Source organism: Psychromonas sp. B3M02 (genome assembly GCF_003318165.1).
Classification (GTDB): Bacteria; Pseudomonadota; Gammaproteobacteria; order Enterobacterales; family Psychromonadaceae; genus Psychromonas.
Genome location: NZ_QOCB01000025.1, coordinates 1 through 14,203, shown reverse-complemented (window position 1 = coordinate 14,203; position 14,203 = coordinate 1). Strand labels below are relative to the sequence as shown.

Below are 14,203 nucleotides of genomic sequence, written 5' to 3'. Positions count from 1 at the left end.
ATAATGACCATCACAGATTAATGAGAGAGGTTTTGATTACGGATAATTTAAGTTAATTAATAGTATTTAGTTAACTAATTTTGTCGATTAAATTTACAGTACATAAAGTACTACTTTTTAATTAATTTTTAACACTTTACATTTCAATGGATTACCTATTTTGGTATAAAATTTGCTTTAAGAGTGCGAATATTAAATTTGCATCGAGATATATAAATGAAAAAAATTAACGCGCTGATGGCAGTCACTTTAACCTGTTATGTTAACTTTGGTTTAGCAGGCCCTCTTGAAACACTAAATGAATATAATTTAGTTGTATTAAATGATTTAACTTCAAGCAGTGAAGTTGAAGGCAAAACCATTGTCGCTGGTGATTTATCAGGCTCTAATTCTAATTATGGTACTCATCTGCCTCAGAATGACTCATCTATTGGCAGTGTGTTAGTCGTCGGTGGTGATTTATCATCTGGAACAAATGTTAATGCAAACGGTCATGATGTAGTTATTGCTGGGATAAATAATGGTAATATTAATTCAAACTCAGTGTCTAATGATACAACGCAATATGATTTTGATCTGATAAAGTCAGAGTTTGTTAACTTTTCAGGTTACTTATCTGAATTAGCCGTTAATTCTACTTTATTGACATCAACTAACGACCAACCATCTGCTGCTTCATTCAAAGTGGGTGATTCAGTTGGAAGTGACTTAGCAGTGTTTAATATCACTTCCGCTAGTTTTTTTGAAAATAACTTAGTTCAGCAATATGATATTGACTTAAATGGTCAGTCACCATCAGCAATTATTATTAATGTGTCTGGTGAAACGGTTAACGATTCGAGTTTAGGTAATGCTGTTGGTAATATTACTAGTGACGCTTTTCGAGAGAATATTATTTGGAATTTCTTTGAAGCCACTGAGATTGATTTAGTTAAACAAATTAACGGTAGTGTTTTAGCACCATTTGCCGACCTTACGAATGCAACACCTATTGAAGGTTCTGTCGTTGTTAATAATTTTGACCAAAATGGTGAAGTACATGATTCATTATTCACTGGTGTAATTAGTTATGATGTAGATACCGTTAATTTAACTGAACCAGTAACTGTCCCTGAACCTAGTATGCTGTTTATTTTATTTTCTGCCTTGGTTGGTTTTGTTTTCTGGCGTAAACAACAAGCCTAGTCGATTTTGACTTTTATCGATTACAAAAAAACCGCTGACAGATAACTGTGAGCGGTTTTTTAATTTTGAGCTTAGTATTTAATTATTGGCTGTGACGTTCAGCTAACTTTGCTGCCACATCTGCTAATGATAAACCTTCATTCTGTAGTAACACTGTCAGGTGGTATAACAAGTCAGCACTTTCACAAGTTAACTCATCCATATCTTTTGCCATTGCTGCTAATGCAACTTCAACACCTTCTTCACCAACTTTTTGCGAGATACGTTTTGTACCACGTGCATATAAGCTAGCAGTGTAACTGCTCTTTGGATCAGCACCTTTACGGCTTTTGATAACTTGTTCTAAATCAGAAATGAAGCTTAGTGATGGTTCTTGTTCATTTTTAAAGCAGGTTTCATTGCCTAAATGACAAGTAGGACCGATTGGATTTACAATCGCTAATAAAGTGTCGTTATCACAGTCAGAACTGATCTCTACAACATTTAAGAAGTTACCTGATTGTTCACCTTTACACCATAAACGTTGTTTAGTACGGCTGAAAAACGTCATTTTTCCAGACTCAAGGGTAGCGGCTAGTGATTCTTCATTAACATAGCCTAGCATTAATACTTTGCCAGAAACTTGGTTCTGTACAATTACTGGCATTAGGTTATCTACTTTAGCCCAATCCAACGTAGCTAGTTGTTCTTCTTTCATTAAACTCATAAACGTATCTCTACCTGTTCTGTTTTAAGGTAAGATTTTAACTCACCAATATTAATTATTTGTTTGTGGAATACACTAGCAGCTAATGCACCATCAACATCGGCTTTATTAAAGACATCGGCAAAGTGAACCATTTCACCAGCACCGCCTGATGCAATTAATGGAACATGACAAATTGCTCTCGCTTGAGAAAGTTGGTCAATATCGTATCCGCATCGAACGCCATCTTGGTTCATTACATTCAATACAATTTCACCAGCTCCTCGTGATTGCACCTCTTTGATCCAATCAAATGTATTCCATGTGGTGGTGACTGTGGCAGCTTCATTACCAGTGAATTGTTTTACTTGGTGTTGCCCGGTTTCTTCATCAAAGTAAGAGTCGATACCAATAACAATACATTGGGTACCGAATTTTTCAGCTAGACGATTGATAAGGCTTGGGTCAGCTAATGCAGGACTGTTAATCGATACTTTATCAGCACCAAATTGTAATATGCGCTGTGCATCTTTTTCAGTCTTAATCCCACCTGCAACACAGAAAGGAATATCAATAACTTCTGCTACACGGCTTACCCAACTTTTGTCTACTACTCTATCATCTGAACTGGCTGTAATATCATAAAAAACCAGTTCATCCGCGCCTTCTTCGGCATAACGTTTAGCAAGAGGAACTATATCGCCGACAATTTCATGGTTACGAAATTGTACTCCTTTAACAACTTGTCCATCTTTTACATCCAAACACGGAATAATTCGTTTTGCTAACATAAAGCCTCGCTATTATGTGGTGTCCTATTTTTGAGCTTTTAACACCCTTAAAATAATTTACCAATACTTTATTAAGAAATAATCATAAGTGATTGTAAAGATTATTAATTCATTATCAGAACATTATAACTATATTAGGGAGCAGTTTGTAGGCTTAAATCTGATTAATAAACAGATTTTAAGTCCGTATTTATATCTTTTTATCCGTTTAAAAAAACAATCGTTATGGAATAAGGGTTAAGGCTTTATAAAGAGATCTAAAGTCTGCTTACTGACGTATGCTTATTATATTAATCAGAGTAAGAATCGGGGAGCAGTGCTGATGATTATCAATATGTTGGGGTTTAACCTAGCTTGGTTTGGTTTAGTCTATTTTGGCAATATATTTATTCCAGTGGCCTTAGTCATGTTATTACATCACTTTATTTTACAATCGAAGCTAACTAATGAAGTTAGGTTAGTGCTATTAGTGACTGTTATAGGGGCTTCAGTGGATTCTTTCTTGCACTTTATTCACTTTTTCGATTTTCCAGATTCAGCGTTAATCCCATTTTGGTTAATTGTTTTATGGGCTTGTTTTGCCAGTACTCTTTGTCATAGTTTATCTTTTCTAAATAAATCTAAGGTATCTCAGGTCTTAGTAGGTGGTGGTTTTGCACCTTTAAGTTATTTAGCAGGAACAAATTTCAATGCCGTTGAATTTAGTTACTCATGGACAGTAAGCTATTTAACTCTTGCTGTTATTTGGGGAAGCTTATTCCTACTTTTCTATTATTTAAAATCAATCATATTAAACAAGGAAATACAATATGCTTAATATTGTGAACGGACTGATAGTGTTACTGCTATCAATTAATGTTGCCTTTGCATCAACATCAACTTCAAAAACATTAACAGACTGGCAAACTACATTACCTGAATTGTTAAACTCATCGCCTACTAAACTTATTGGCAAGGCGACTTTCTCTGTATTTATCTGGGATATTTATAAAAGTAAGTTATCGACGACTTCAGGGCGTTTTCCTGATAAAGCAGGTTCATTGGTTTATCAAATAAATTACCTTAAAAATATAGACTCAGAAGACTTAATAGAGAAAACCGTAGAGCAGTGGCAACATCTAGAATTTAAACCTGAGCGCTATCAAGGATATGTTTCCCAATTAAAAAGTATGTGGCCTGATATCAAAGAGGGTGACCAACTTGCTTTTGTAACCAAGTCAGGGAAAAGCGCGTTTTATTACAATAATCAATTAATTGGAAGTATTGATAACCCTGATTTTGCGACCATTTTTTTGGCTATTTGGTTTTCTGAGAATACCACTCAACCAGCTTTAAGAGATAAATTATTAGGAATCGCGTCATGAATAAACTGTCTTTTACCACTGTAACTTTATTAAGCTGCTTTGCCATTAGTAGTTGCTCGCAGGATTTAAATGATTACTCCCAACATAAAAATGCATTTGATATTAAAGAGTACTTTAACGGTAATGTAACTGCATGGGGCACAATTCAAGACGCAAGTGATGTGGTCACAAGGCGATTTTGTGTTGAATTACAAGGTACTTGGAAGCACGGCGATGGTGTATTGGCTGAAAAGTTTTACTTTGATGATGGCGAGATAAGCTATCGAAATTGGCATTTTTCACAACAATCCGATGGACACTACATAGGTACTGCGGAAGATGTTATTGGTGAAGCTATTGGTTGGCAGCAAGGTTTTGCGTTCAATTTAACCTATACATTATTGTTGCCCGTAGATGGCAGCACCTACGAAGTCAGTATGGATGATTGGATGTATCAACTTGACCAGAATAGAGTCATCAATAAAACAGCTATCAATAAATTTGGTGTAAATGTAGCTAATGTCACGCTATTTTTTGATAAACAACCACCTGTAAAAGGTTGTCAATAACCGGCAATGTCTATTTCTTATTTATTGTCATCTAACATTATTTACTGACAACTTGGTGTATTTGTAGCTAATGTCACGCTTTTTTTGATAAACAACCACCTGCATAAGGTTGTAAATAACCGGCAGTTACTGCTCCTTATTTATTATCATCTAACATTATTTACTGACAACTTGGTGTAATTGTAGCTAATGTCACGCTCCTTTTTTGATAAACAACCATCTGTATAAGGTTGTCAATAACCGGCAATTACTGTTCCTTATTGATTGTCATTTAACGGTATTTACTGACAATCTTTATGAACCATTTTAGCTAGCACTTCGTACATTAAAATGAGCATGATTTTATGCTCATTTTTTTATTAAAGAGGGCCAATTATGTCAGGCAAAACAACTAATCTCCCAGTCTTTCCTTTAGATCTATTTTTATTACCGGGTGGTATTACGCGTTTAAGAATTTTCGAGCCTCGTTATTTGAAAATGGTTGGGCTCGCAACTCCATTAGGCGGGTTTGTTATTTCTTCTAACAAACAAAGCACGACGCAAGCTTACCGATGGGGTAGTTGGGTTAATATCATTAACTTTGAACAAGGGAAAGATGGCGTCTTAGAAATAGATGTCAGTTGTGATTGCTTAGTTGAGTTGGAAAATATACAACAAGATACAGATAAATTATTGTTTGCTGATGCGTTAGTACATAAACATTGGTCGCAAAAAAGTTCAACAACAGAGTTAGCGTCATTATCAGGTTCTTTGAAATCACTATTTGAGAGTAATAAGCTATTAAACGAACTTTACCATGATAAGTTACCAAACAACCCGTATTGGACTGTATCAAGATGGTTGGAATTATTGCCAATTCCTTTTGATATTAAAAATAAATTCGTACTCGAGTCGTCTTACACAGAAGCTAAAAAATTAGTGCATTCAATCATTTCACAATAAAACTCACAAAATATATTATATTTTTCATTAACCCAGTGATCTTTAATTTGTACTCAGCGTATTGATTGCCAGAGTCCAAATTAGGGAAATAATTATGGTAGTCGAACAAACTAAATTGCCAACAGGGGTAAGTCATGCTAAATCTAACGGCATGAATGAAAATATTGATCACACCCAACTAAGCGAATGGCTTAATCAAGTTGCTGATAAACGCTGTAAAATTGCGTTTACTCATCTTTTTAAATTTTTCGCCCCTAAAATACAGCGTATAGCACGCAGTAAATTTCCTAATGAAGCTCAATCCCACGAAGTGGTTCAAGAAACCATGAGTAATGTTTGGCGTAAAGCACATTTATTTGACGCAAATAAAGGTGCCGCAACGACATGGGTTTATACGGTAATGCGTAATGTTACTTTTGACTTGTTAAGAAAAGTTAAAAGTAATCGAGAAGATAATTTAAGTGATGATATTTGGCCAATTGCAGAAGGTGCAGTAACCGAAGATCAAGCATACGAAGATCATCTTGAAAGTAATCAACTGTTACGTGTCATTGATGCATTACCCGAAGCGCAGCAGCAAGTGGTTAAAGGTTTCTATTTGATGGAGATGTCGCAAGAGCAACTTGCCAACCATCTTAACCTACCGCTTGGCACGATTAAATCCAGGCTACGTTTAGCGCTCGCTAAATTAAAAGTGCAGTTAGGAGAAGAAAATGATTAAGCATCATCCGAAATTTGAATTATTACAATCTTATGTCAATGGTGAGTTACCAGCTTCACTTGCTATCGGCATTAGTATCCACGCGGATATGTGTCCTGAATGCCAACACTCAATAGCGCAGTTAACAGAACAAGTGGCTGAGCACTCATTTGAAGAAGCGCCAGTGCGTTTAGATGACTTGAAGTCAGATAGTTTTACATCATTTTCTGATGATATAGCTGAAGATGACCTGTTTGAGTCAATGATCAGTAATATCACATTTAACGATGATGCTGATGTGGTTACTGAAGCACTTAAACGTGAAGTAGTGTTTCGAGATAAAACATATGAATTGCCTACTGCATTGAGTCGAATTGAGTTAGGTAAAGCCGCTAATATTGGAAAGTTATCTCGCTCTCGTTTACAACTTAACGAGGACGAAATTCACTCAAGCTTGTTACATATCAATCCAGGCGGTGGTGTTCCAGCACATACTCATAAAGGATTTGAATTGACGGTATTACTTGATGGTTCATTCACAGATAGTAGAGGTGAATACAATAAAGGTGATTTTATTTTATTAGATGGCACCTTTACACATAATCCGGTCTCACAAAATGGGTGCCTATGTTACACAGTTGCTAATGATGCACTACACTTTACTCAAGGTATTAATAAGCTATTAAACCCAATCGGGTCATTTATTTATTAGTGTTTAGGTTTTTTATTCAAAGGAGCGAATAGTGATTTATTCAGTCGAGAAACAAGAAATTAAAATTGGTATCAGTGCGTGTTTAATTGGTCAGAAGGTACGTTTTGATGCAAGTAATAAACCTTCTCGTTTTTGTATTGATGAGTTAGGAGAGCATGTTGAGTATGAGTCTTTTTGTCCTGAAGTGGCGATTGGTTTGCCTATTCCGCGACCAACTATTCGCTTGATTAACAAAGATGATGTCATCACAGTAGCACGACCGGATGGTTCTGGTGATGTCACCGAGGCATTACAAGCTTATGGAAAAAAAGTAGCAGAGATGACCAAGCACTTGAGTGGTTATGTTTTCTGCGCTAAAAGCCCAAGCTGTGGGATGGAGCGTGTTAAGATTTATTCAGAAGAGGGGAACTCCCTCGCTTCTGATGGTATCGGTGCCTTTGCAAAAGAGATTATGGAAGCTAATCCTTTACTACCCTGTGAAGAAAATGGTCGTTTAAATGATATGCATATACGTGAAAACTTTGTTGCACGTATTTATGCATATAAACATTGGCAAAAAGTGAGTGCGTCTGGTTTAACTAAACACAAACTCACGACTTTCCATAGCCATTATAAATACTCAGTCATGAGTCATAATTTAGTGGCTTACAGAAAATTGGGGCAATTATTAGCTGACGTTGATATGCCATTGGCAGAGAAAGCAGACAAATATATTTTTGGATTAATGGAAGCTTTAAAAATTCCAGCAACGCGTAAAAACCATGTGAATACCCTGACGCATATTCAAGGTTATTTTTCTAAGCATCTAGTTGCAGAACAACGTAAAGAATTGTGTGAACAAATCGATGGTTACCGATTAGGTTTAGTGCCTCTTATTGCACCATTAACTTTGATAAATCACTACTTAAGAGAGTATCCAAAAGACTATCTTAAAGGGCAATCGTATCTTCAGCCATACCCTGAACAGTTAAGACTGCGTTACGCTTACTAACCATCACTTCCATAACGCCACTTCTCATCTGACAGTTGTGGCGTTTAACTTTCCCAAATATTACTAACAGGAATACACACTTCCTATGAATCAATTACTCTGGTTTCGTAATGACTTAAGAACCAATGATAACCCTGCACTCACTCATTTCATTAATCACTCTACCCCTAAAAAAACTGCTAAAGCAGTATTTTTTATTTCAGAAAAACAGTGGTTAGCGCATGATTGGGCTCCCATAAAAATAGACTTTATTAAGCGGCATGCTGTTGCACTGGTGGAAGAACTAGCTTCTATTAACGTTCAATTAGAGCTTGTTGAAGTCGACGACTTTACAGCACAAGTAGCATATTTAAAAAAATACTGCACTGACCATGATGTGCAACAGGTTGTTGCAAACAGCGAATTAGAAGTAAACGAGCAACAACGTGATCAATCTTGTTTAAAGGAACAAATTCCTTTAATTTTGTTTGAAGCTGATGTGATTGTACCGAAAGGTAAAGTCGTCACTAAATCAGGTGAAATGTATAAAGTATTTACCCCTTTTAAACGTGCTTGGTTAACTTATGTAAGAGAACATGGTTATCAGTATTTGCCAGGATTAACCAATTCATCAACCACAGTTGAAAAACCAATAGAGGCGTCACTTTCTAGTAAATGGCCTTTGGTCAGCGAACTAACAGAGAAAGCATTACCGCTTTTTTATCGACTCAAAGTGTCGAATTATAAAAATGTTCGCGATATACCGAGTGTCAAAGGGACAAGTGGTATTTCACCTTATCTAGCGGCAGGGGTGTTAAGCCCTCGTTATGTTTTCAAAACCTTACTAGATAAATACCCGGACATATTAATCAGTAGCGATAGCCAAGAATTTTGCTGGCTTAATGAGATAATTTGGCGTGAGTTTTATCGTCACCTTGTATTTGCAAAGCCGAGCCTTTGTAAGCACAAATGTTTTAATGATAAATATCAGCAAGTGTCATGGCCTTATGATCACACTCTATTTACCGCCTGGTGTGAGGGAAAAACTGGATACCCTTTAGTGGATGCGGCCATGCGTCAACTGAACCAAACAGGTTGGATGCACAATCGACTACGCATGGTAGTGGCTAGCTTTTTAACTAAACATTTATTAATTGATTGGCGTGTTGGTGAACGCTACTTTATGCAGCACCTAATAGATGGGGATCTAGCGTCTAATAACGGAGGTTGGCAGTGGGCATCAAGCACTGGCTGCGACGCTCAACCTTACTTTAGGATTTTTAATCCAATTACGCAGAGCGAAAGGTTTGATCCTAAAGGCACTTTTATTCGTAAGTACTTACCAGAACTAAGCAATTTTCCCGATAAACAGATACATTTTCCACATAAATATATAAAGGAAAATCACCTCTCTATTTATTGGCCAGCGATTGTCGATCATAAAGAAGCAAGATTAAATGCACTAGCTTTCTATAAATAATAGATAAAATAAACAGCCTAGGGTATTGCTTGATCGACGTTAGATGGATTTTATTTAAGGTAATACAATGAATATAGAGCAGTCAGTAATAGATCAACAATACCCTGAATGGTTAGGTAGGTTTATTTCCATTTATCAAAAACTTTCATTTAATAATCTTAATTTATTGGATGAAGTTTACGCTGAAGAGGTGACATTCATTGATCCTATTCATGAGATTCATGGTTTATCCAACTTACATGACTACTTTGAGGGACTATACAAAAACTTAAGCAGTTGTACCTTCTCTATCAATGATGTGATTATTGATAACCAACAAGCAGCTATCTATTGGGAAATGATTTATCAACATCCCAAATTAAATGGCGGAAACTTTGTGTCAGTACAAGGTACTTCTAAGTTAATAGCACTTGATAATAAAATTATATACCACCGTGATTATTTAGACTTAGGGGCTATGTTATACGAACAGTTGCCCTTAATAGGTAAACTCATTCATTGGATTAAAGTTAAGGCGGCACAATAATGACAGCCAAAAACATATTGATCACTGGAGCTACATCAGGCATCGGGCACTCACTGTTTAAGCATTATCAACAGCAGGGTGATAACGTTATTGCCTGTGGGCGTAATAAAGAAAAATTACAAGAAATGGCTCAGCAAGCAAAGCTGATTGGACAGTTTGATATGACTATTCCCTCTGAAATTGAAGCTTTTTCAAAATCGGTAGACAGTTTAGATATCCTGGTGCTAAACGCAGGAAACTGTCGTTACATCGATGATGCTAAACAGTTTGATGGTGAATTGTTCGCCGATGTTATTCAAACAAACTTAATCTCATTAGGCTGGTTATTGCAGTATCTACTACCAAAAGTACGTCAGGGCGGGCAAGTTGTATTTGTTAGTTCAAGTGCCACTGTAATGCCATTTCAGCGTAGTGAAGCTTATGGTGCTTCAAAATCAGGTGTTGATTATCTGGCCAACAGCTTAAGGTTAGACTTACTCAAAGAAAAAATTGACGTCACTTTAATTCATCCTGGTTTTATTAAAACACCTTTAACAGATAAAAATGATTTCCCTATGCCATTTCTTTTAAACAGTGAGCAGGCTGCACTGAATATCGCTAAAGCAATCGACAGTCGTAAAGAGTATGCACATTTTCCTAAACGTCTAACTATGCTTCTTAAATTCCTCTCTTTTATGCCAAATTGGATTTGGCGAAAATTAATCATCAAGGGATAACTCAATGAAAAACATCGCCATCATCGGCTCTGGCATCTCAGGATTAACGGCTGCTTATCTATTATCTAAAAAACATAAAGTAACGGTTTTTGAAAAAAATGACTACATTGGAGGGCATACGGCCACAGTAGACATTGAAAAAAATGGTATCCCTTACGCCATTGATACCGGGTTTATTGTGTTTAATGACAAAACATACCCAAATTATCTGGCATTATTAGATGAAATAGGCATAGGCAAACAAGCCACTGAGATGAGCTTTTCAGTACATAACTGTCAAACCGGCCTTGAATATAATGGCCATAATCTTGATACTTTATTTGCCCAACGTAGTAATTTATTTAAACCTAAATTTTGGCTATTAGTTAAAGAAATCTTAAGATTTAACAAACTATGTAAAGCTATTTTTGAACAAAACAACTATCAACCAGGCGCTACTTTAGGTGATTTCTTAAAAAGTAATAAATTCAGTGCGTTCTTTGCTGAGCATTACATATTACCCATGGGCGCTGCTATTTGGTCAAGCTCCTTAGCGCAAATGGAAACCTTCGAGTTTCGTTTCTTTGTGCAGTTTTTTCATCATCATGGTTTACTGAATATCGCAGATAGACCGCAATGGTATGTTGTTCCTAATGGTTCGCGTAGCTATCTCGCTCCTTTATGTGAACCTTTTAAAGATAGCATTCATTTAAATACACAGCTAATCGGTATTACAAGACAAAACCAGCAAGTACAGCTTCATTTTGACAAGCACTCTGATATGCAAACCTTTGACGAAGTCGTGATCGCATGTCATTCCGATCAGGCTTTGCAGTTACTAAGTGATGCTACAGAGGAGGAACAGTCAATACTTTCCGGAATGCCGTACAGCGAAAACTCTGTGGTGTTACATACAGATACTAAATTATTACCTAACAGAGAAAAAGCGTGGGCTAGTTGGAACTATCAACTAAGCGATGACAGAGATAAAGCTGCGAGTGTGACCTACAATATGAATATATTGCAAGGAATTAACAGTGAGGAGACTTTCTGTGTAACCTTGAATCAAAAAGAGGAGATAGATGCAGATAAAATTTTAAGGGAATTTACTTATTATCATCCAGTATTCTCATTGCAATCTATTCAATCTCAACAACAAAGAGACACTATTTGTGGAAAGCGACATACTCATTTTGCTGGAGCTTATTGGCACAATGGGTTCCACGAGGATGGTGTAAGAAGTGCAGTAGAAGTTGCACAGCGTTTTGATTGCTATCTTGATGCCTTTGCTGAGAAATAATCATTATGGAAAACCACAATACACAGTCTACCAATTTCGAACACAGCGCAATTTATGTGGGCAATGTGGTGCATCACCGCTTTCTCCCTAAAAAACATCACTTTAATGCTAAGCTATTTATGTTGGCATTAGATGTAGATAAATTAGCAGAAGAAAAGCAAGGGGTAGGGGTTTTTGGATACTCCTGGTTTCACCCATTACGATTTGTAGAGAAAGATTATCTAAGAAGTGAACCTAATAAACTTTCGCAACGTATTAGAAATAAAATAAAAAGTCTTGAAGGGCATGAGGATATTACACGCATATTAATGTTAGCCCAGGTGCGATGTTTTGGATTGTACTTTAGCCCAGTTAATTTTTATTTTTGTTACGATGTGAATGATAACTGTACACAAATGTTAGCAGAAGTAAGTAATACACCTTGGAATGAAAGACATTATTATTTGGTTGATTTAAGTAACGGTAAGCAACTAAAAATAACCGATAAAGTGTTTCAAGTGTCACCATTTATGGATTTAGATATGAGCTATAGTTGGCAAGTAAGAGCGCCAAGTGTTGACAGCAATCACATGATGGTAAAAATTGAAAACAGACGTTATCACCAAGACAATCAAGACTTTTTAAAACTGTTTGAAGCAAGCCTCTCGTTAAAGAAGCAGGCTTTTAATAAACAAAATTTATTTAAAATCTGGGCCCAAATTCCAATTATGACGGGCAAGATTGTATTGGGTATTTATTGGCAAGCGCTTAAGTTATTCGTCAAACGGATTCCTTTTGTTGGTTATCAAAAAGCCACCTAGTACCTAAAACACGCTATATATTCTAGGAGAGATTAATGGAAGAAGTACAAAAAGTTGTCACTGTAGAAACAAATAGTTGGTTTGATAAACGCTGCCGAGCACTTGTGCACTCTGTATTTTCAAAATTGAGCTATGGTCAATTAGAAGTTGTTGAAGGCTCTGAACATTATTTCTTTCCGGAAAGCATTGCTCCAGAAGAGCAAGAAAATTTAATTAAAGCGAAAATTCATATTCATGATATCGCTGTTTACAAGCAATTCGTCAAAGGCGGCAGTATTGGTGTTTCGGAAGCTTTTATCGCAGGACAATGGACCAGTCCAAATCTAACCAATGTGATTAGAATTTTTGCGAAAGCGCAACAACAAACAGATCAACTTGATTCGAATAAATCTATACTGAATAAAATTAAAAACAGTTTTACTCATTGGCAAAACAGAAATACCCAGTCTGGTTCTAAACGTAATATTCTTGCTCATTATGACTTAGGCAATGAGTTGTACACTCGCTTTCTAGATCCTGAGATGATGTATTCATCAGCTATCTATCCATCTGAAACAACAACACTGCAGTATGCACAGCTTTACAAGTTAAAAACTATTTGTGAACGTTTATCACTAAACAAAGATGATCATTTATTGGAGATAGGTACCGGATGGGGTGGCTTAGCTATCTACGCTGCTCAGCATGTAGGTTGTAAAGTTACAACAACAACTATCTCTGAAGCACAGTATGCTTATGCTGAACAGCGTGTGAAATTTTTAGGCCTTGAAGATAAAATTACGTTATTGAAAAAAGACTACCGTGATTTAACAGGGTCTTTTGATAAAGTCGTATCTATTGAGATGATCGAAGCTGTAGGGTATGAGTTCTTGCCGAGCTTTTTTGAACAGTGCAATGCAAGATTAAAACCCGGTGGTAAACTGTTAATCCAGTCAATTACCATCGCAGATCAGCGTTTTGAATACTATAAAAACAATGTAGATTTTATTCAACGTTATATTTTCCCAGGCGGTTTCCTACCCTCTATAAACGTGCTATCTCAACAGTTAACAACAAGTTCAGAAATGGTAATAGAAGGGCTTCATGATATTGGTTTAGATTATGCTAAAACTTTAGCCGATTGGCGTACTAACTTCTTAGCCTCATGGAGTGAGTTAACTCAGCATGGTTATGATGCAGAGTTCAAACGTTTATGGTTATATTACTTAGCGTATTGCGAAGGCGCTTTTTTAGAGCGTTCAATAAGCACCGTACATCTTGTTGCTAGAAAAAGTTAATAATACCAATCATAGTAAGTAACTGATCTATTTTACTTGTTAAAACAACTTATTTTTTCGTTGTAAGTTTCGTATAGGGAACAACCATTTACATCAACTTACGCCTCTAACTAAGCCATTTTTCCGGCGCAAAATTTAGATCAGTTATTTAATACAATTGGTATGAATCGGGTTTGACCAGAATACATATTAATGAATAAGCTATTTGGTTATATCTCATCGCATTTT

16 protein-coding genes are annotated in these 14,203 nt (G+C 36.2%); 14 read left to right on the top strand and 2 right to left on the bottom strand.

Annotated elements, in window-relative coordinates; translation table 11 throughout:
* The first annotated feature begins 216 nt into the window (after nucleotides 1-216).
* Nucleotides 217-1,185: a collagen-binding domain-containing protein gene (locus DS885_RS03585; protein WP_113818038.1), complete on the top strand. Its 969-nt coding sequence runs from the start codon at nucleotides 217-219 to the stop codon at nucleotides 1,183-1,185.
* A gap of 82 nt (nucleotides 1,186-1,267) precedes the next feature.
* On the opposite strand, the gene hisIE is transcribed toward DS885_RS03585, so the two are convergent.
* Both hisIE and hisF read right to left on the bottom strand, forming a co-directional pair.
* On the bottom strand, nucleotides 1,268-1,891 hold the full coding sequence (gene hisIE, locus DS885_RS03580) for a bifunctional phosphoribosyl-AMP cyclohydrolase/phosphoribosyl-ATP diphosphatase HisIE (RefSeq protein ID WP_113818037.1): 624 nt from the start codon (nucleotides 1,889-1,891) through the stop codon (nucleotides 1,268-1,270).
* Nucleotides 1,888-2,661 (bottom strand): imidazole glycerol phosphate synthase subunit HisF, encoded by a 774-nt coding sequence (gene hisF, locus DS885_RS03575; RefSeq protein ID WP_113818036.1) that lies wholly within the window; start codon nucleotides 2,659-2,661, stop codon nucleotides 1,888-1,890. The genes hisIE and hisF overlap by 4 nt, the downstream gene beginning before the upstream one ends.
* Nucleotides 2,662-2,983: 322 nt before the next feature.
* Between hisF and DS885_RS03570 the strand changes: the two genes are divergently transcribed.
* The 13 genes from DS885_RS03570 to DS885_RS03510 all read left to right on the top strand — a co-directional run bounded on the left by DS885_RS03570 (nucleotide 2,984) and on the right by DS885_RS03510 (nucleotide 13,975).
* The gene (locus DS885_RS03570; protein WP_113818035.1) at nucleotides 2,984-3,478 is read left to right on the top strand and encodes a DUF2878 domain-containing protein; all 495 of its coding nucleotides are present in this window, start codon (nucleotides 2,984-2,986) and stop codon (nucleotides 3,476-3,478) included.
* The gene (locus tag DS885_RS03565; RefSeq protein ID WP_113818034.1) at nucleotides 3,471-4,025 is read left to right on the top strand and encodes a chalcone isomerase family protein; all 555 of its coding nucleotides are present in this window, start codon (nucleotides 3,471-3,473) and stop codon (nucleotides 4,023-4,025) included. The genes DS885_RS03570 and DS885_RS03565 overlap by 8 nt, the downstream gene beginning before the upstream one ends.
* Nucleotides 4,022-4,573, top strand: a complete 552-nt coding sequence (locus tag DS885_RS03560) for a DUF3833 domain-containing protein (RefSeq protein WP_113818033.1) — start codon at nucleotides 4,022-4,024, stop codon at nucleotides 4,571-4,573. The genes DS885_RS03565 and DS885_RS03560 overlap by 4 nt, the downstream gene beginning before the upstream one ends.
* A gap of 375 nt (nucleotides 4,574-4,948) precedes the next feature.
* Entirely contained in the window at nucleotides 4,949-5,515 is a 567-nt protein-coding gene (locus DS885_RS03555; RefSeq protein ID WP_113818032.1) for an LON peptidase substrate-binding domain-containing protein, read from the top strand.
* 94 nt (nucleotides 5,516-5,609) lie between these two features.
* Nucleotides 5,610-6,236 (top strand): sigma-70 family RNA polymerase sigma factor, encoded by a 627-nt coding sequence (locus DS885_RS03550; protein ID WP_113818031.1) that lies wholly within the window; start codon nucleotides 5,610-5,612, stop codon nucleotides 6,234-6,236.
* Nucleotides 6,229-6,927, top strand: a complete 699-nt coding sequence (locus DS885_RS03545) for a ChrR family anti-sigma-E factor (protein WP_113818030.1) — start codon at nucleotides 6,229-6,231, stop codon at nucleotides 6,925-6,927. Before DS885_RS03550 ends, DS885_RS03545 begins: the two co-directional genes overlap by 8 nt.
* A gap of 31 nt (nucleotides 6,928-6,958) precedes the next feature.
* The gene (locus DS885_RS03540) at nucleotides 6,959-7,918 is read left to right on the top strand and encodes a YbgA family protein (protein WP_113818029.1); all 960 of its coding nucleotides are present in this window, start codon (nucleotides 6,959-6,961) and stop codon (nucleotides 7,916-7,918) included.
* 85 nt (nucleotides 7,919-8,003) lie between these two features.
* Complete coding sequence (phrB, locus tag DS885_RS03535; protein WP_113818028.1) at nucleotides 8,004-9,377, top strand: deoxyribodipyrimidine photo-lyase; 1,374 nt, start codon at nucleotides 8,004-8,006, stop codon at nucleotides 9,375-9,377.
* A gap of 67 nt (nucleotides 9,378-9,444) precedes the next feature.
* Nucleotides 9,445-9,903: a nuclear transport factor 2 family protein gene (locus DS885_RS03530; RefSeq protein ID WP_113818027.1), complete on the top strand. Its 459-nt coding sequence runs from the start codon at nucleotides 9,445-9,447 to the stop codon at nucleotides 9,901-9,903.
* Nucleotides 9,903-10,619 (top strand): SDR family NAD(P)-dependent oxidoreductase, encoded by a 717-nt coding sequence (locus tag DS885_RS03525; RefSeq protein ID WP_113818026.1) that lies wholly within the window; start codon nucleotides 9,903-9,905, stop codon nucleotides 10,617-10,619. The genes DS885_RS03530 and DS885_RS03525 overlap by 1 nt, the downstream gene beginning before the upstream one ends.
* A 4-nt stretch (nucleotides 10,620-10,623) precedes the next feature.
* Nucleotides 10,624-11,898: an NAD(P)/FAD-dependent oxidoreductase gene (locus DS885_RS03520; RefSeq protein ID WP_113818025.1), complete on the top strand. Its 1,275-nt coding sequence runs from the start codon at nucleotides 10,624-10,626 to the stop codon at nucleotides 11,896-11,898.
* A gap of 5 nt (nucleotides 11,899-11,903) precedes the next feature.
* The gene (locus DS885_RS03515) at nucleotides 11,904-12,698 is read left to right on the top strand and encodes a DUF1365 domain-containing protein (RefSeq protein WP_113818024.1); all 795 of its coding nucleotides are present in this window, start codon (nucleotides 11,904-11,906) and stop codon (nucleotides 12,696-12,698) included.
* 35 nt (nucleotides 12,699-12,733) lie between these two features.
* On the top strand, nucleotides 12,734-13,975 hold the full coding sequence (locus tag DS885_RS03510) for an SAM-dependent methyltransferase (protein WP_113818023.1): 1,242 nt from the start codon (nucleotides 12,734-12,736) through the stop codon (nucleotides 13,973-13,975).
* Nucleotides 13,976-14,203: the final 228 nt, after the last annotated feature.